Origin of the sequence: Gallibacterium genomosp. 3 (genome assembly GCF_001678475.1) — a bacterium.
Lineage (GTDB): Bacteria > Pseudomonadota > Gammaproteobacteria > Enterobacterales > Pasteurellaceae > Gallibacterium > Gallibacterium faecale.
Map to the genome: position 1 here is coordinate 1 of NZ_JTJR01000049.1, position 18,873 is coordinate 18,873.

Annotated in this window: 15 protein-coding genes and 1 pseudogene; 5 read left to right on the top strand and 11 right to left on the bottom strand. The window is 36.1% G+C overall.

Annotated features, from left to right (window positions below; all coding sequences use genetic code 11):
• Nucleotides 1-194 precede the first annotated feature (194 nt).
• The 7 genes from murI to QV06_RS10770 all read right to left on the bottom strand — a co-directional run bounded on the left by murI (nucleotide 195) and on the right by QV06_RS10770 (nucleotide 7,484).
• A complete protein-coding gene (gene murI / locus QV06_RS10740) occupies nucleotides 195-992 on the bottom strand; it encodes a glutamate racemase (RefSeq protein ID WP_065238137.1) in 798 nt (265 codons plus the stop codon).
• Between the two features lie 45 nt (nucleotides 993-1,037).
• Entirely contained in the window at nucleotides 1,038-1,538 is a 501-nt protein-coding gene (locus QV06_RS10745; protein ID WP_065238138.1) for a chorismate--pyruvate lyase family protein, read from the bottom strand.
• A complete protein-coding gene (gene recG / locus QV06_RS10750; protein WP_065238139.1) occupies nucleotides 1,531-3,615 on the bottom strand; it encodes an ATP-dependent DNA helicase RecG in 2,085 nt (694 codons plus the stop codon). The genes QV06_RS10745 and recG overlap by 8 nt, the downstream gene beginning before the upstream one ends.
• A gap of 5 nt (nucleotides 3,616-3,620) precedes the next feature.
• Nucleotides 3,621-5,759, bottom strand: a complete 2,139-nt coding sequence (gene spoT / locus QV06_RS10755) for a bifunctional GTP diphosphokinase/guanosine-3',5'-bis pyrophosphate 3'-pyrophosphohydrolase (RefSeq protein ID WP_065238140.1) — start codon at nucleotides 5,757-5,759, stop codon at nucleotides 3,621-3,623.
• A gap of 33 nt (nucleotides 5,760-5,792) precedes the next feature.
• Nucleotides 5,793-6,065, bottom strand: a complete 273-nt coding sequence (rpoZ, locus tag QV06_RS10760) for a DNA-directed RNA polymerase subunit omega (protein ID WP_065234884.1) — start codon at nucleotides 6,063-6,065, stop codon at nucleotides 5,793-5,795.
• Nucleotides 6,066-6,137: 72 nt separating this feature from the next.
• Nucleotides 6,138-6,767, bottom strand: coding sequence for a guanylate kinase (gene gmk / locus QV06_RS10765; RefSeq protein WP_065238141.1), 630 nt, complete (start codon nucleotides 6,765-6,767; stop codon nucleotides 6,138-6,140).
• Between the two features lie 87 nt (nucleotides 6,768-6,854).
• Nucleotides 6,855-7,484, bottom strand: a complete 630-nt coding sequence (locus QV06_RS10770; protein ID WP_065234882.1) for a MarC family protein — start codon at nucleotides 7,482-7,484, stop codon at nucleotides 6,855-6,857.
• Between the two features lie 55 nt (nucleotides 7,485-7,539).
• Between QV06_RS10770 and QV06_RS10775 the strand changes: the two genes are divergently transcribed.
• On the top strand, nucleotides 7,540-9,444 hold the full coding sequence (locus tag QV06_RS10775) for an ABC transporter ATP-binding protein (protein WP_065238142.1): 1,905 nt from the start codon (nucleotides 7,540-7,542) through the stop codon (nucleotides 9,442-9,444).
• 56 nt (nucleotides 9,445-9,500) lie between these two features.
• Here the strand turns inward: QV06_RS10775 and tsaD are convergent, their stop codons facing one another.
• Complete coding sequence (gene tsaD / locus QV06_RS10780) at nucleotides 9,501-10,517, bottom strand: tRNA (adenosine(37)-N6)-threonylcarbamoyltransferase complex transferase subunit TsaD (RefSeq protein ID WP_065238143.1); 1,017 nt, start codon at nucleotides 10,515-10,517, stop codon at nucleotides 9,501-9,503.
• A gap of 208 nt (nucleotides 10,518-10,725) precedes the next feature.
• Here tsaD and rpsU point away from each other — a divergent pair, with 208 nt between their 5' ends.
• From rpsU to rpoD, 3 genes are all read left to right on the top strand, one after another.
• Nucleotides 10,726-10,941 carry a 30S ribosomal protein S21 gene (gene rpsU / locus QV06_RS10785; RefSeq protein WP_013745715.1) on the top strand — a complete coding sequence of 72 codons (216 nt, stop codon included), beginning with the start codon at nucleotides 10,726-10,728 and terminating at the stop codon, nucleotides 10,939-10,941.
• A gap of 108 nt (nucleotides 10,942-11,049) precedes the next feature.
• A complete protein-coding gene (gene dnaG / locus QV06_RS10790) occupies nucleotides 11,050-12,843 on the top strand; it encodes a DNA primase (protein ID WP_065238144.1) in 1,794 nt (597 codons plus the stop codon).
• 50 nt (nucleotides 12,844-12,893) lie between these two features.
• Nucleotides 12,894-14,759, top strand: coding sequence for an RNA polymerase sigma factor RpoD (gene rpoD / locus QV06_RS10795; RefSeq protein ID WP_065238145.1), 1,866 nt, complete (start codon nucleotides 12,894-12,896; stop codon nucleotides 14,757-14,759).
• Nucleotides 14,760-14,834: 75 nt separating this feature from the next.
• Here rpoD and QV06_RS10800 read toward each other — a convergent pair.
• The 3 genes and pseudogenes from QV06_RS10800 to QV06_RS10810 all read right to left on the bottom strand — a co-directional run bounded on the left by QV06_RS10800 (nucleotide 14,835) and on the right by QV06_RS10810 (nucleotide 17,517).
• Nucleotides 14,835-16,103, bottom strand: a pseudogene (locus QV06_RS10800) (TRAP transporter large permease).
• On the bottom strand, nucleotides 16,097-16,555 hold the full coding sequence (locus QV06_RS10805) for a TRAP transporter small permease (protein WP_065238146.1): 459 nt from the start codon (nucleotides 16,553-16,555) through the stop codon (nucleotides 16,097-16,099). Before QV06_RS10805 ends, QV06_RS10800 begins: the two are co-directional and overlap by 7 nt.
• Entirely contained in the window at nucleotides 16,552-17,517 is a 966-nt protein-coding gene (locus tag QV06_RS10810; protein WP_245174289.1) for a TRAP transporter substrate-binding protein, read from the bottom strand. The genes QV06_RS10805 and QV06_RS10810 overlap by 4 nt, the downstream gene beginning before the upstream one ends.
• A 381-nt stretch (nucleotides 17,518-17,898) precedes the next feature.
• On the opposite strand from QV06_RS10810, the gene QV06_RS10815 reads away from it, so the two are divergent.
• Complete coding sequence (locus tag QV06_RS10815) at nucleotides 17,899-18,867, top strand: TRAP transporter substrate-binding protein (RefSeq protein WP_065238147.1); 969 nt, start codon at nucleotides 17,899-17,901, stop codon at nucleotides 18,865-18,867.
• The last annotated feature ends 6 nt before the right edge of the window (nucleotides 18,868-18,873 follow it).

Sequence of the window (18,873 nt, forward strand, 5' to 3'; positions counted from 1 at the left end):
CACACAGATTGTCTGATTTAGTTGTTAAAGAACAAAAAACGACGCTTTCTTTTTCACTTCACACTGCAGCGTCGTTGCGGAGGTGCATTATAGTGATTTAAAAACTCCTTGCAAGTGCTTTTTGCATAATTTTATAAAAAATTTATTAATTGCCTAATTTTTAGCTCTGAAAGATGAGTTTTTACTCTTTTTGTTTATTCAACGAGCAATTGTTGTAATACACCAAACCCCCATTCAGCAAACATTTTTTTTACGTTATCCTGATCTGGGAATGGTGCAGTGCAAAAAACAATTTGTTGTTTTGATGACTGTGCTGGAAGATCAAATGGCAATAAAGATTGTACCCGCTTGGCGATTGCCTTTCCTGAATCAATAAAGAAACTTACTTGTGGTAAACAAGCTTTTAATTCAGCTTTTAACAATGGGAAATGTGTACAACCTAATACTACCGTATCTAATTCATATTCATATCGCCATTCAGCAACTGCTCGCATCACAGCGAAATGATCTGCTGGTTTACCATGTAATTTTTGTTCCGCAATCTGTACTAACTCTGTTGTACCCAATCGTTTTACTTCACAGCCTTGCGCATACTCGTTAATCAAATCATCAACATAAGATCTTTTTATTGTTCCTTTTGTTGCTAATAATCCAATCACTTTGGTATTTGTCTTTTGTGCCGCTGGTTTTATTGCTGGAACAGTGCCAACAATCGGACACGAAAAATGTTCTCGCATCGCTGGCAATACGATTGTACTTGCTGTATTGCAGGCAATGACTATTAAATCGAGTGGTTCAGTTTCTGCAATTTTTTTACAAATTGCGACACAACGTTGTTCAATAAATGCTTCTGCTTTTTCAGAATAGGGGAAACACGCATTATCTAAACAGTATAAGTAATGGCATTGTGGTAATAGTGCTTTTACTTCTCGATAAACACTTAGACCACCTACACCAGAATCAAAAAATAAAATAGTTGGTATCTTTGCCATAATAACAAGCGAATTGAAAGGAGTTTTGCTTTTTGGTTGGCGATCTTATGCCTTTCGCCAAAAATCATCAAGAAAAAGCTCACTAATAAAAAAAGGGCATTCCGCAAGCATTAGTGTCGAACGGCGGGCAAATCCTAGCTTACCTGTCTGCCACATTAATTGCGAACGAGTTATCGGTTGTTGAAAAAGCCACTCACCAATGGGTTGTTTCCCTAATTGTTGGATCTCTGTTGCATAAGATTGAAAGGTAGATGATGGTATTACTGTACGAGCAAAAATCCAAGGCTGCTCATCCCCAGATAGAATCACTTCTCGTAACCAATATTCTGCTTCAGGAAAGTATTTTTCTGCATAAGGATGACTGTTATCCTTAATCCAACCTTCAAAAATTGGGGTAACAGTAAATCTCTCACATTGTTGCTTTAATGCTGCCGTAAGAGATCCAGTAATGGTAAGCCATCGCTGTTGTAATTTTGGCAGTTGATTAAAATCCTCTTGCCAAACTAATTGCTGTAAATAATGACGATACTCTTGATAATTAAGCATTAGAATATACGGTCCTTTGTTGTAACCAACGCTGAATTAATAAATTGATATTTGCCGAACGTTCGCTCATTAATTGATTAGCACAGCGTTGTACCGCAGGTAATAATCGCCGATCTCTCACTAAATTTGCGACTCTAAATTCTGCTGCACCTGTTTGTTTAACCCCTAAAACTTCACCTGGTCCTCGAATTTCTAGATCTTTTTCGGCAATCGCAAAACCATCATTACTAGTACGCATAATCTCCAAACGTTGGCGAGAAATTTTCCCTAATGGCGTTTTATAAAGTAATACACAAAATGACTCTACTTGTCCTCTACCAACTCGCCCGCGTAATTGGTGTAGTTGTGATAAGCCTAGTCTTTCTGCATTTTCAATAATCATCAAACTGGCATTTGGTACATCAACCCCAACTTCAATTACTGTCGTCGCCACTAAGACATCCATTTCTCCCGCTTTAAAAATTGCCATTATTTCTTGTTTTTCCTGCGGTTTCATGCGTCCATGTACTAAACCAATCCGTAAACTAGGTAATGCTTTTTTCAGATCTTCTGCTAACGCTTCCGCTGCTTGTGCTTCTAATACCTCAGATTCATCAATCAATGTGCATACCCAATATACTTGTCGCTTATCTTTGGTACAGGCTCGATAAACACGTTGCACTAATTCATCTCGGCGCTCTTCAGCAATCGCCACTGTTTTTATTGGTGTGCGACCTGGTGGAAGTTCGTCAATAATTGAAATATCAAGATCCGCATATACTGTCATCGCTAATGTACGCGGTATTGGCGTTGCCGTCATAATTAATTGATGAGGAAAAACGCCCTCTTTTGCCCCTTTTTCCCGCAACATCAAGCGTTGCTCTACACCAAAACGGTGTTGTTCATCAATAATCACTAAAGACAACGAAGAAAACTCAACTTGTTCTTGAAACAGAGCATGCGTACCTATGACAACTTGTACTGCGCCAGTTTGAATCTGCGCTAACACCTGTTGCCGTTTTTTACCTTTCACTTTGCCGGCTAACCAACCCACTTGCATACCAAAAGGTGCCAACCATTGTGAGAAATTATTAAAATGCTGTTCGGCAAGAATTTCGGTTGGTGCCATAATCGCCACTTGTTGCTGATTATCCAATGCAACCAACGCTGCTAATACAGCAACTAGCGTTTTCCCTGAACCAACATCACCTTGAATTAACCGCATCATTGGTTGTGATTTTTTTAAATCTTGTTCAATATCTGCTACAACACGTAATTGCGCATTTGTAGGCTGGAAAGGTAATGTTTGTAGAAACTGTTGTTTAATATTAGTCTGATAACATAAAGGTTTAGCAAAATGTTGCTGCGCTTCCTGCTTACTTTGTCGCATTGCTAAATTATGAGCTAACAATTCCTCAAACGCCAAACGTGTTTGTGCTGGATGCTCGCCTTGCTCTAATACAGCAGCAAGTGTACCCGCAGGGGGCCGATGTAAAAATTGAATTGCAGTTTTAAGATCGTAACCACTTGGATTAAATACAGCAGGTAACAATTCTTGAACTTCTTTTTTAGCTAATAAAGCTAATGCTTGATCGGTTAATTTTCGCCATGAAGCCTGTTTTAAGCCCTCTGTTGAAGGGTAGATCGGTGTTAAATTCTCTTCCATAAGCAATGGTTCATTATGTTTAACAATCCGATATTCAGGATGGTGCATTTCTGCCATAAACCGACCACGCCGTACTTCACCAAATGCTTTTACTCTTGCTCCTGGAGTAAAACTATTTTTCATACACGCATTAAAATTAAAAAAACGCAGCATAATTTTTGAACTGCCATCTGATAATGACACCACTAACATAGCACGTCTTGAAAATTGTACTTCACAAGTCTGTACAATACCTTCGATCGTTGCATAACTATCTGGTCGTAAATCTTTTAAAGGCGTGATATGAGTACGATCTTCATAACGGAGAGGAAAGTGAAATAAGAGATCTTGAACAGAACGAATTCCTAAGCGAGATAATCTTTCTGACATGGCTGCTCCCACGCCAGAAAGGACAGATAGAGGCAAATTATCTAATAAATTTTCCGATTGCATTCACTTTATTCATTAATATTTCGCAATACATCTACAACACCAGATACTGCATTAATTTTACGAATAATGGTTGCTAAGTGATTTTTATCTCGTGCAGTTAATACCACAAATACCTGATAAACACGCCCATCTCGCTCTTCAGTCCAAATACTTTGGATATTACTTCCTGCAGAAGTAATTACGGAAGTGAGATTAGCAAATGCACCGTGTTGATTTAACATCTCAATGCGTAATTCAGCTTCAAATTCAACACTGTTCTCACTCTTCTCCCATTCTACTGGCATATAGTGATCTGCATTTTCATCACGGTGACGAATATTGGCACAGTATTCATGATGGATCACCAAACCTTTACCTGGGCTCACATAAGCCACAATTGGATCGCCAGGAATTGGATGACAACACTTAGCAAAATTAATCAATAGCCCTTCAACACCTTTGATTAATACTCCAGTATCTGTTTCATGGTAATTATTGTTGGTTGGATCACCATCTGTGTCGATCTCTAATTTTTCGCCTAATAAACGGTGCGCAATCACGACACTAATTTGATTACCTAATCCAATCTCCGCTAATAAATCATCCAAAGATTGTAATTTTAATTCTGCCAATAAAGCAGCGAGTGTATTCGGATCAATATCGTCCAATTTCGCTGGTGATAATGCATGGAATAATTGACGTCTGCCTAAAATGATTGCTTCATCACGGCGTAATGATTTCAATGTTTGACGAATTTTCGCTCTGGCTTTTGCGGTTACCACAAAATTTAACCAAGTGGCACTAGGACGAGCTGATGGTGCAGTAATAATTTCAACTGTTTGCCCTGATTGTAACGCCTGAGAAAGCGCATAAGGTTGACGATCTACTCTCGCCCCAATACAAGTTTGCCCTATATCGGTATGTACTGCATACGCAAAATCAACTGGCGTTGCTCCAGCAGGTAATTCAACAATACGACCTTTTGGCGTAAAGACATAAATTTCATCTGGGAATAATTCAGATTTTACATTCTCAATAAACTCAAATGAATTTCCTGCACTTTGTTGCAATTCAATTAAGCTTTGTAACCAACGCTGTGCTCGAATTTGTACTGTGGTACTGTCATTTTTCCCACCCTGTTTATAAATCCAATGAGCTGCAACTCCCATTTCAGCCATTTGATCCATATCTTCAGTACGGATTTGCACTTCAACTGGCACACCATGTGGTCCAATCATTGAAGTATGTAACGATTGATAGCCATTGGCTTTAGGTACGGCAATATAATCTTTGACTCGTCCTGGACGAGGTTTATATAAGCTGTGCATTTGTCCCAATACGCGATAACAAGTATCAACGTCTTGCACAATAGTGCGAAAAGCATAAATATCCATAATCGAATGAAAACGTTGTTCTTTCATTTTCATTTTTTGATAAATTGAATAAAGGTGCTTTTCACGTCCAAAGACTCTCGCTTTAATCCCAACATCATCTAAGCGTCCTTTAATCTCATCAGTAATACGCTGGATCATCTCTTTACGATTACCACGCGCATTTTGAATCACTTTCTGTAACACTTGATAACGATGTGGATGTAACGCCTCAAAACCAAGATCTTCCAATTCGTTCTTAATATGTTCAATCCCTAAGCGATGGGCTAACGGGCTATAAATTTCTAAGGTTTCTTTGGCGATACGGCGTCGTTTATCTGGACGTAACGCTCCCAATGTACGCATATTATGAGTACGGTCAGCTAGCTTAATTAAAATAACACGAATATCTTGTGTCATTGCCAAAATCATTTTACGGAAGTTTTCTGCTTCCGCTTCTTTACGAGTTCTAAATTTTAATTTATCTAATTTAGAAACCCCTTCTACGATTTCAGCAACACTTTTCCCAAACTCCGCTGTCAGTTCTTCTTCTGTGTAAGGTGTATCTTCAATTACATCATGTAATAACGCCGCCATCACGGCTTCATGATCTAAACGCATTTCCGCAATAATTGAAGCGACTGCAACTGGGTGGGTAATATAAGGTTCACCACTAGAACGAGTCTGCCCTTCGTGAGCATCACGTGCGATCACAAAGGCACGTTTAACCAACTCAATTTGATCATCAGGCAAATAACTTTTAATGATAGTATGTAAACTTTCAAATAAATACATAACTCGTTCTTCGGTAAAACAATTAAATTAAGATTATTCCACGTCAGCTAATAAAGAAACAGCTTGTAATTCTGCATGCTCTTGCTCTAAAGCATCGTGGCGTTCTTGTGCATCCATAATATCATTATTGATTAAACCTTCTTCGATTTCGCGTAATGCAATTACAGTTGGTTTATCATTTTCTTCTGGTACTAGTGGTTCGCGTACGTGCAATTGTAACTCTCTCGCACGACGTGCTGCGGTTAAAATTAAGTCAAAACGGTTACCAATTTTATCTACTGCATCTTGGACGGTTACACGTGCCATAGTTCTCTCCAAAAAATTTATGTAAATTGTTCAATAATTAATCAAGAAAAAAGGTTGAATATGATACTAGAGCTATTCTGTTTTCGCTAGTAGTTGCGACATTAATAATTGATGACGTTGTACTTGACGCCCAACTTTTAATTTTTCTGCCTTCAAAATCACCTTAATTTCATTGAGCGCCTGATCAAAATCATCATTAATAATTAAATAATCATATTCATCATAATGACTCATTTCACTAATTGCTTTCTTCATACGACCCGCAATCACTTCTTCTGAATCTTGCCCTCTACCAATTAAACGACGTTCCAATTCTTGAATTGATGGAGGCAAAATAAAGATGCTTTTTGCGCCAGGCACTTTCTTACGCACTTGTTGTGCGCCTTGCCAATCAATATCAAGAAATACATCAATTCCTTGTTTCAAAGAACGCTCAATCATTAATAATGAAGTACCATAATAATTTCCAAATACTTCAGCATATTCGAGAAACGCATCTTCCGCAATTAAACGTTCAAATTCAGCATGATCAACAAAGTAGTAATGCTTTCCGTCTTCTTCATTTGGTCGAGGCTTACGTGTAGTATGAGAAATAGATACCTGCATTTCATAACTAGGATGTTGTTGTAATAATGCAGAAATTAATGACGATTTTCCCGCTCCACTAGGTGCAGAAATAATATATAAATTCCCTAAAGGCATAAATTCTTCTCTTGATACGTAAATAGTGGCTATTCTATCACTATTTCTGCCTTGTAGGTTATCTTCTAGTAAAAATCTCTGTAACAATTAAGTTACAGTTGGCATCACTTCCATGAAGAATGCTTTAATTCCACTTAAAATATGATTTACTGCAATTGCTGCCAAAATTAATCCCATTACCCGACTAACAATCGCTGCCCCAGTTGTTCCAATTAAACGTTGAATACGATTTGCCGCTAACAATAATAAATAAGTAATTAATAATACTAACGCCATAATCGCAGCAGTCATAATTTGGTCAGTAAAACTAAAACGATGATTATCGGTTAATAATACAATCGCCATCATTGCGCCAGGAGAAGCAATAGAAGGCACTGCTAATGGATAAACAGCTAATTCATTAATATTAGAAGATAAGCGCATTTCTTGTTCTGCTTTCCCTTCACTAAATACCATAGTGAGAGCAAATAATAATAAGACTAATCCACCCGCAACTTGGAAAGCTGTAAGCGGGATTTGCATTGCTTCTAATAAAAATTGTCCTGTGATGAGAAAGAAAAACAGAATTCCAGTGGCAATTAACACTGCATTTCTGGCTATTTTCTTACGATCTGTCGCAGATAGACCAATAGTTTTGGTAAGATAGACAGGGACAGAACCTATAGGATCGATAACTGCCCATAAAACAACAAATTGAACTAAAAAAGAATCAAACATTGAGCAATCCTAAAAAATTCAAAAATAGTAAACTTAATCAAGAGCATACCTAAAAATGTTAACTTTTACAAATTTAACACTCAAACGTGGTGTAACAACTTTACTTGAAAATTCAAATGCTACTATTACGCCTGGACAAAAAGTCGGTTTAGTCGGTAAAAACGGCTGTGGAAAGTCTTCTTTATTCGCTTTAATCAAAGGCGAATTACTCCCAGAACAGGGGGATGCAACCTACCCTAAAAATTGGGAAATTAGCTGGGTAAACCAAGAAACTCCAGCACTAGAAATTTCTGCACTAGACTATGCCATTCAAGGTGATCGTGAATATTGCCGTTTACAACAAGAACTTGAGCTCGCCAATCAACAGAATGATGGCTATCGCATTGCTAATTTACATACTCAACTAGATACCATTGATGCCTGGACAATTCACGCCAGAGCATCCACATTATTGCATGGCTTAGGTTTTGAAGAATCGCAATTACAATTACCCGTAAAATCGTTTTCTGGTGGTTGGCGTATGCGTTTAAATCTTGCTCAGGCATTACTTTGTCGTTCTGATCTACTTTTATTAGATGAGCCAACCAACCACTTAGATCTTGATGCTGTCATTTGGTTAGAAAGTTGGCTAAAAAATTATCAGGGTACTCTATTATTGATCTCACACGATCGTGATTTTCTTGATCCTATCATCAATAAAGTTATTCATATTGAGCAACAGCAACTATTTGAATATACAGGTAATTATTCATCATTTGAAATTTTAAGGGCATCTAAGTTAGCACAACAAAACGCCTTATATCAGCAGCAGCAACAAAAAATCGCTCATTTACAAAAATTCATTGATCGCTTTAAAGCCAAGGCAACTAAAGCAAAACAAGCACAAAGTCGGATTAAAGCGTTAGAACGGATGGAATTAATTGCCCCTGCACATATTGACAGCCCATTTTCGTTCCATTTTCCAGAACCAGAATTCCTGCCTAATCCATTACTCTCTATGGAAAAAGTTAGTGCAGGTTATGGCGATAAAACCATTTTACAACAAGTAAAATTAAATCTTGTTCCAGGTTCTCGCATTGGTTTACTCGGTAAAAATGGTGCTGGGAAATCTACATTAATCAAATTATTAGCTGGTGAACTTCCTCCACAAACAGGTACTATTCAATTAGCTAAAGGTGTACAACTTGGCTATTTTGCCCAACATCAATTAGATATTTTGCGTGCTGAAGAAAGCCCACTTTGGCATTTACAAAAATTAGCACCAACCAAAACCGAACAAGAATTACGTGATTATTTAGGTGGTTTTGCGTTCCATGGCGATAAAGTAAAACAGGCAATTGGTTCTTTTTCAGGTGGTGAAAAAGCACGTTTAGTATTGGCGTTAATTGTGTGGCAACGTCCTAACTTATTGTTACTCGATGAACCAACTAACCACCTTGATCTTGATATGCGCCAAGCCTTAACGGAAGCACTCATGGATTATGAGGGATCGTTAGTTGTGGTTTCACACGATCGCCATTTATTGCGTAATACAGTAAGTGAATTTTATTTAGTCCATGATCATAAAGTCGATAATTTTGATGGTGATCTAGAAGATTATCAAAAATGGTTACTTAGCTTAGAACCAACAGACAATACAGCCTCTAATAACCAAGCACCAACAAAAGAGAACGAGTTTTTACAACGTAAAGAGCAAAAACGTCGAGAAGCAGAATTGCGCGAGCAAACTGCTCCACTACGCAAAGAAATTCAAAAGTTAGAAAAACAGCTAGAACAACTTTCTACTGAACTTGCAATAATTGAAGAGCGTTTAGCTGATAATGATCTCTATTTGAGTGAGAATAAGGATCAACTTACACAGCTTCTTACTCAACAAGCTTCGCTGAAAAAAGAACTAGAAGTTGTGGAATCTAGCTGGTTAGAAAAACAAGAAGAATTGGAAATGTGGCAAATAAATTAAATGATAATGATCTTCTCCGCTTATCAGTATTAATAAGCGGGGAAGTCATTTAATGCTTAGGCAATTTTTGCTAACTCGCTCATTCGCCAGCGTGGTCGTACTTCCACAGATAAATCCGTATGTTCCCCTGCTTTCAAGCGTAAGAAACCAGCATATGCAATCATTGCCCCATTATCGGTACAAAATTGTGGTACGGGATAAAAAACTTCCCCACCTAATTTTTGCATTAACTCCCCTAAACGCTGTCTAAGCTGCTTATTCGCACTAACGCCTCCAGCAATGACTAATCGTTTTAATCCAGTTTCACTTAACGCACGCTGACATTTAATCGCAAGTGTATCAACAACAGCAGCTTGGAATGCATAAGCAATATCACATCGTGTTTGTTGATCTTGTGGATATTGAGCGACTGTATTAGCGGCAAAGGTTTTTAAGCCTGAAAAACTAAAATCTAATCCTGGACGATCTATCATTGGACGAGGAAATACAAAACGCTCAGGATTTCCTTGTTCTGCTAAGCGAGATAACGCTGCTCCACCAGGATAATCTAGCCCTAATAATTTAGCTGTTTTATCAAATGCTTCCCCTGCTGCATCATCAATAGATTCACCTAATAAAACATAATCACCTACGCCATTCACACGAATTAACTGTGTATGTCCACCAGACACTAGCAAAGCCAAAAAAGGAAATGCAGGAACACGTTCTTCTAACATCGGTGCTAATAAATGCCCTTCCATATGATGTACGCCTAAAGCAGGAACATTCCAAGCATAAGCTAACGAACGAGCTACCATTGACCCAACTAGTAATGCCCCCGCCAATCCTGGTCCACAAGTATAAGCAATCCCATCAATATCTTGTGCGGTTAATTTTGCTTCTGCTAATGCCGCTTGAATTAAAGGTGCCGTTTTACGGATATGATCACGTGAAGCTAACTCTGGCACCACACCACCATAATCAGCATGTAAACTAATTTGTGTATAAAGTTGGTTGGCAATTAACCCTTTCTCTTCATCATAAATTGCCACTCCTGTTTCATCACAAGAGGTTTCAATACCTAAAACTTTCATCTGTTTGTTTTATCTAGCCAAAAATTGGTCGGCATTTTACTCTTTTTTTCTAATTTTCTCTAGCCAATCGCTGGTTTAGCAACAAAATAAGCATAATCCTCTCTTTACTTTTTATCCTGAAATAGATTAAAATTGCGGCCTTTATTGAGTAAAGGTTATGTTATATAACCCTAAAATTGTATATAAATTTCATTGAGGTGATTGGCTCATGCCTGTAATTAAAGTTCGTGAAAATGAATCATTTGACGTAGCATTACGTCGTTTTAAACGTTCTTGCGAAAAAGCGGGAATCTTAGCAGAAGTTCGTAGCCGTGAATTCTACGAAAAACCAACAACTATTCGTAAACGTGAAAAAGCATCTGCAGCTAAACGTCATGCTAAGAAATTAGCTCGCGAGAATGCACGTCATACTCGTTTATATTAATTTATTCTTTGATTTAAACGATATTTAAACCGTGCTTCTTTATTAGAAGCACGGTTATTTCTTTTTATTAACCTATAGAATTTTGTTGGCTAGCTTAAGGTAGATACGATGAAAGGACTCATTCCGCGTACTTTTATTGATGAACTCTTAGCACGTACCAACATTGTTGATGTCGTTAATTCTCGAGTAAAACTCAAAAAAGCCGGACAAAATTATCAAGCTTGTTGTCCATTCCATCATGAGAAAACCCCTTCATTTACTGTTAGTGCCAAAAAACAGTTTTATCACTGTTTTGGCTGTGGTGCACATGGTAATGCCATTTCATTTTTGATGGATTATGATAAGCTCGAATTTGTTGAGGCCGTTGAAGAGTTAGCTGCACTGCAAGGTGTTGATGTTCCAAGAGAAAATACTTTTAGCCATAACAATTCTGCAAATCAAAATTATAAAAGTAAACGTGACTTGCACCAATTAATGCAAGACATTGCTGTTTTTTATCAACAACAACTTACACAAGCATTACCCGCTCAAGCTTATTTACAACAACGTGGTTTATCCACAGAAGTTATCCAACGTTTTGTAATTGGATTTGCTTCCGGCACAAATTCCGTATTACGTCATTTTGGTCAATCACCAGAAGATCGACAAAAATTACTAGATACGGGAATGATCACACAAAACGATTTTGGCACTGCTTATGATCGTTTTCGGCAGCGGATTATGTTCCCTATCCGAGATCGCCGCGGTCGGACGATTGCCTTTGGTGGACGTGTATTAGGTGACGAAAAGCCAAAATACCTTAACTCACCAGAAATGGCGACCTACCATAAAGGCAGTGAGTTATATGGGTTATATGAAGCATTAGAACAAAATGATAATCCGGACTACTTATTAGTCGTTGAAGGATATATGGATGTTGTTGCTCTTGCCCAATTTGGCGTCACGAATGCCGTGGCTTCTTTAGGTACCGCAACCACAGGCGAACAAATCCAAATAGCATACCGTGCTACTGAACAAATTATTTGTTGTTATGATGGCGATAATGCTGGACGGAGTGCTGCTTGGCGCGCTTTAGAAAATGCTTTGCCCCATCTTTATGATGGCAGACAATTAAAATTTATTTTTTTACCAGACGGCGAAGATCCGGATACTTTTATTCGCCAAATTGGCAAAGAAAAATTTGAGGAATTTCTCTTAGACGCTATGCCAATGAGTGATTTCTTATTTCAACACTTATTGACTCAAGTTGATTTAAGTACAAAAGATGGGCGAAGTAAGTTAGCAGCTCTAGCGGTACCATTAATTGATAAAATTCCAGGCGAAACATTACGCCTTTATCTTCGTAATATGCTTGGACAAAAGCTTGGCATTATGGATGCGGCACTATTAGAAAAAATGTTGCCTTCTATGATTGCTACAGCAACAGAAACCCAAAAAGAGAATGAAGCAAGATTAAAAGCTACACCAATGCGTTTACTGATTGCTTTATTATTACAAAATCCAGAACTAGCGGATAAACCAATTACCCGTGTTTTATTAAGTAATCCGCAAGTGCTACAAGATTTAAACCTCCCCGGGCTATCACTTTTTCTTGAAGTTTATCAACTATGTATCGAAAAAAGTGGTATTACAACAGGACAATTATTGGAATATTGGCGGGGAAAAACAGAAGAAAAAATTATTGAAAAACTCGCAATTTGGGATCACCTAATAAAAGATGATAACATTGAAGCGACTTTTTATGGTAATCTAAAACACTTACATTCTAAAGTAATGGAAAAGCGCATTGAAGCGTTAAAAGCGAAAGATCGAACAGATACTTTGTCGCTAGATGAAAAAAAAGAACTGATGGAACTGCTAGCAAATTATCGAAAATTGCTAGCTTCGGTCTATTCTTCATAGAGAATATGAAGAATGCTTTCTGCTAATCAACAATTATTGGATGTCAAAATATGGATCAAAATCCACAATCACAGTTAAAACAATTAATTGCACAAGGCAAGGAACAAGGTTATTTAACCTATGCAGAGGTTAATGATAGTTTGCCAGAAGACCTCGTTGATGCCGATCAAATAGAAGACATCATTCAGATGATCAATGATATGGGGATTCAAGTACTTGAAACCGCCCCAGATGCTGATGATCTTATGTTGAACGAAAATATGACGGATGAAGATGCAGTAGAAGAAGCTACACAAGTCCTTTCTAGTGTTGAATCTGAAATCGGTCGCACCACTGATCCTGTCCGTATGTATATGCGTGAAATGGGAAGTGTTGAACTCCTTACTCGTGAAGGAGAAATCGATATTGCAAAAAGGATCGAAGAAGGAATTAATGAAGTTCAGTGTGCAGTTGCAGAATATCCTCAAGCATTAAATCATTTATTACAACAATATGATTTGGTAGAAAAAGGTGAAGTTCGCCTCTCTGATTTAATTACTGGTTTTGTCGATCCAAACGCAGTAGATACTGAAGATTATTCTAAATTTATGAATGATGAGGAGGAAGAAAGTTTGTCATCGTCTTCTAATGATGCTAATGACAGTGACGATGATGAAGACAGTGATAGCGATGCTGACAACAGTTCAGATGGCGACTCTGATAATAGTATTGACCCAGAAGTTGCCCGTGAAAAATTCACAGCATTAAAAGAACAACATCACAAAACAGTAGAAGCGATTGAGAAATATGGTCGCGGCAATAAAAAAGCCAAAGATCAAATTAATGCTTTATCCGATGTTTTCCAACAATTCCGCTTGGTACCAAAACAATTCGATCTTCTTGTTTTATCGATGCGTGACATGATGAAACGTATTCGTACCCAAGAAAGACACATTCAACGTCTTGCTGTTGAATATGCAAAAATGCCAAAAGGAACATTCCAAAAAGCGTTTATTGGACATGAAACCAATGATACTTGGATCGAAAAAGCATTAGCCGCAGGTAAAAACTGGTCTGAAAAATTAAAAGATTATGAGCAAGATATTCGTCAAGCAATTCATCTGCTCCAATTAATTGAACAAGAAAGCGGTTTAACCATTACCCAAATTCGCCAAATTGGCGAAAAAATTTCGCAAGGTGAACTAAAAGCACGCCGTGCGAAAAAAGAGATGGTAGAAGCTAACTTACGTTTGGTTATCTCTATTGCTAAAAAATATACCAACCGTGGTTTACAATTCCTTGATTTAATTCAAGAAGGTAATATCGGTTTGATGAAAGCAGTAGATAAATTTGAATACCGCCGTGGTTATAAATTCTCTACTTATGCAACTTGGTGGATTCGTCAAGCAATCACCCGTTCAATTGCAGATCAAGCTCGTACTATCCGTATTCCTGTACATATGATTGAAACGATTAATAAATTAAATCGTATTTCTCGCCAAATGCTACAAGAAATGGGACGTGAAGCGTCACCTGAAGAGTTGGCTGAACGTATGGGGATGCCTGAAGATAAAATCCGTAAGGTATTAAAAATCGCTAAAGAACCTATTTCAATGGAAACTCCAATTGGAGATGACGATGATTCACATTTAGGTGATTTCATTGAGGACAATACGCTAGAACTTCCGCTTGATTCTGCAACAGCACAAAGCTTAAAAATTGCAACACACGAAGTTCTAGAAGGATTAACCCCCCGTGAAGCGAAAGTGTTAAGAATGCGTTTTGGTATTGATATGAACACTGATCATACTTTGGAAGAAGTCGGTAAACAATTTGATGTAACACGTGAACGTATTCGTCAGATTGAAGCCAAAGCATTACGCAAACTTCGCCACCCAAGTCGTTCAGAAACCTTGCGTAGTTTCTTAGACGAATAAATTATTAATTCATCACAACAATAGAAAGGTCGAGTAATTTACTCGACCTTTTTTTAAGACGTTTTAAGAAAAATCTTACATTGTCAATTTTGGGATCCATAAAGAAAAACTTGGAAAAAGAATCATCAATGTAATAACAATAAAGACTATTGATAAATATGGTAGTAAATACTTTAATGTCTTATCTAATTTTACTTCAGCAATCCCCATCGTGATAAAAAGCACTCCACCAACTGGAGGAGTAACACCCGCATAGACTAATACTACAATCATAATAATTGCAAATTGTATTGGGTCGATTCCATATTGATATGCTATCGGCATTAAAATCGGAGCAACAATAATAGTAGCTGCAATTGTTTCAATAAACATACCAATAAATAATAAAAATCCTACTAACAAAAATAATATGATATATGAATTATCTGTAATTCCAGTTAAGAAATTTATTATTAATTCAGGAAGGCGAGTAAATGCTATTATCCATGATAATACAGTTGCCCCAGAAATAATTAATGTACACATTGCTGTCATTGCAGCAGCATTTATAATAGCTTTTTTTATACCTTGTAAGGTTAATTCTTTATGGTAAATTCCTACTACTATAGAATATAAAACTGCGATTGCACCTGCCTCAGTCGGTGTAAATAAACCAGCTAAAATACCACCAACAATAATAATTGGCATAAATAAAGCTAAATAAGACTCTTTAAATGCTTGGCACACTAATTCTTTAGGGGCTTTCTTTTCTCCACCTAAATTTAATTTTTTAGCATAGAAGAATGTAATGATTACTAGCCCTATCGCAATTGATACTCCCGGAATAACGCCTGCTAAAAATAAATCTTTTATAGATAGCCCCGTTAATGAAGCAAAAATAATTGCAGTTAAACTAGGCGGAATTATCGGTCCAAGTGAACCTGCAACCGCTTATAATACAGCACTCATTCCAGCAGGGTAACCATTCTTTTTCATTGAAGGAATCATTAGAGAACCTACAGCGGCAGTATCAGCAGCTGCAGATCCTGAAACACCTGCAAATACTACTGACGTAGAAATATCTATCATACCAAGTCCACCACGAAAGTGGCCAACTAAGCATTTGGATAAATAAATAAGCCTTTTAGATATCCCACCATGCTCCATTAATTCACCTGCTAACATAAAAAGAGGAATCGCTAATAGCGAAAATGTATTTAGTCCAGCAAATAACCTTTGTGAAATTAAAGTTAATGGTAAATCATTTGCTGTAATTGCAATTACAGCACTTAATCCCATAGAAAAAGCTATTGGAACTCCAAATAGAATTAAGATAAAAAAGACTAGAAATGCAATAACTAACATGAATCACCTCTCCTACGCTCTATCAATATTCTTACTTGCTCTATTAACATCAAAGCCCCACCTATAGGAATAGATAGATTTATCAACCACATTGGTATATTTAATAATGGCGATATCACATTAATATTATTCATACATAACTTATATCCAAAATATATTATTAAAACAATATAGATAATAGAAATAACATCAGCTATTACATGAGGAAACTGACCAAATTTTTTTGCTAAATAAGATAATAAAATATCAAATGTAATATTAGCGCCTTTTGCTACTGTAATACTTGCTGAAACCCATGCTAACCAAATAAATAGAAATCTAGACATTTCTTCAGTCCAAGCAAAAGGAGTAGTTGTAAGAAACCGAGAAAATATACCTAATGAAACAGTAATTACTAATAATGAAAATAAGAGAATGATTAAACATTCTCTTAAATAATTAATGAATTTCATTGAGAAATTTCCTTATATAACTGTTGTAGATGATATTTTTCAACAAAACTATTAACCATAACTTTTGTTTTCTGTTCTAATAAGCTTAAATCGACTTTATTAAAGGTAACTCCTTTATGTAATAAATAATCTCTCCATTTTTTATCTGTATCATGGCTTTTAATATAGAAATTTTCTACTGCATAATTAACGGCTTGATTAATCCATTCTTTTTCCTGAGCTGTTAAAGACTGATATTTAGATTCACTTATATTTAACGCTGTAAATGTCATTGCATGTTGCGTTTCATACCAATTCTTGGCAACCTCATTAATTTTTATAGAACTTAGAAACTCTGGATTACCTTCCATACCATCAACAACTCCTGTTTGTATTGCTGTATACGCTTCTCCTGACGGAATAGGATTTGGTGTTGCTCCAATGTACTTGATAGTCTCTATCAACGTTGGAGAATTAGGTGTTCTAATTTTTAAACCTGCAAAATCACTATTATTTTTTAATGGATTCTTTAGGATAACATTCCTATACGCTACAGGTTGTATGCTCAAAATTCTTACGCCAGACTTATCTTTAATTTCATTAATCATCGGATCCATGACGTGTGATGAAAACAATTTTTTTATAGTATCCCTATCCTTAAAAACATATGGCAAATCTAGTATACCAATTGGTGGATAGTATGAACCTATAATACTTGTATCTGAAATAGACATATCTACAGTACCTAGTTTCATTCCCTCAAATAGTTCTACTTGTCCACCCAAGATTCCATTAGGATAAATATCAACTGTCAAATCCCCATTTGATATTTCTGTTAATTTATTAGAAAAATCAGATACTAATATATGATTAACGTTATCTGTCGTCATATGGTGAGCTAATCTGAGTACAGTAGCTGATGAATTAACTGAAATTAATATTGCAGTTATAGCTAATAATTGATTCATAAACATTTTTTTCATAAAAATCTCTCCTTTTTTAATGAGATAAAGTGAAAAAGAAAAATAATTCCCACACAAACAAAATGAAAAATTAATTTCACAATACAAAAAAAAAAAATGAAAATTCTGTTAAGTTGATCACGTTTTCTAAATTTATTTTTTATAACTTTTTAATAAAGTAAAACTAATAAATTAAATTTATTTAATATCAATTACTTAAGAAATATAATGTACAATTAAACACTAATCACTTTTTTTCATAAATGTGATCACAGTCAAAATTCAGAAAATTTATTCTTTTAATAACAAAAAATAAAACTTATATTTCAAAAATAAGTACAAAATATCCCGTTTGTTACTTACATCCTAAAATATCTATTCTTTCACAGTAAGGAGAATCCTATGTTTAAATCATTATCCCTCACTATAGCCTGTATTTTTTTAACAATAACTAATGTACACGCAGATAAAATCACATTAAAACTAGCTCATGATTTAGATCGAAATCATGCTGTAAGTAAGGCTTTTGATCACTTCGCAAAAGATGTTGCTAAGTTATCTGATAATGAAATCAAAATCAGAATTTATGGAAATGGCCAAATGGGTGGCGCAAGAGAAACAATGGAATTATTACTCGGTGGTGGCATTGATATGACAAAAGGTTCTAGTAACTTAGAATCTTTCGCTGATATTTATAAAGTTTTTAGTCTTCCATATTTATTCCGAGATAAACAACATCATGATGCTGTTGTTTATGGTGAAATTGGTCGAAATATAATGCAATCAACAAAAGATAAAGGATTCTTTGCTCTAGCTGCTTATGATACCGGTACTAGAAGTTTTTATTCTAATAAAGATATCGTTAATCCATCAGATTTAAAAGGAATTAAAGTAAGAGTTCAACCATCTCAAACTAGCATTCAAATGGTTGAATTAATGGGTGGTTCACCAACTCCTGTCTCTTTTAGCGAAATTTATACAGCTTTACAACAAGGTATTATCGATGGTGCAGAAAATAATATTCCTACATGGGTAAATGCTCGTCATATTGAACTAGTTAAGGTTTATTCGGAAGATGAACACACTTCTGTACCAGATTTTCTCGTAATTTCTACAAAAAGTTGGAATAAACTAAATGATAAACAGAAAGAAATTATTATCCAAGCAGCAAGAAACTCTGAATTATGGCATGGTGACTTGTGGGCTAAAGAAATGAAACAAGCAAGGGAGGATGCTATCAAATTAGGTGGAAAAATTGTTAAAAGTAATAAAGAAGAATTTAAAAAACTAGTACAACCAATATATGAAGAATATAGGAAAAATCCTCAAAATGCTAAATTACTTGATTTAATAGATCAAGCAGGAAAATAAAATATT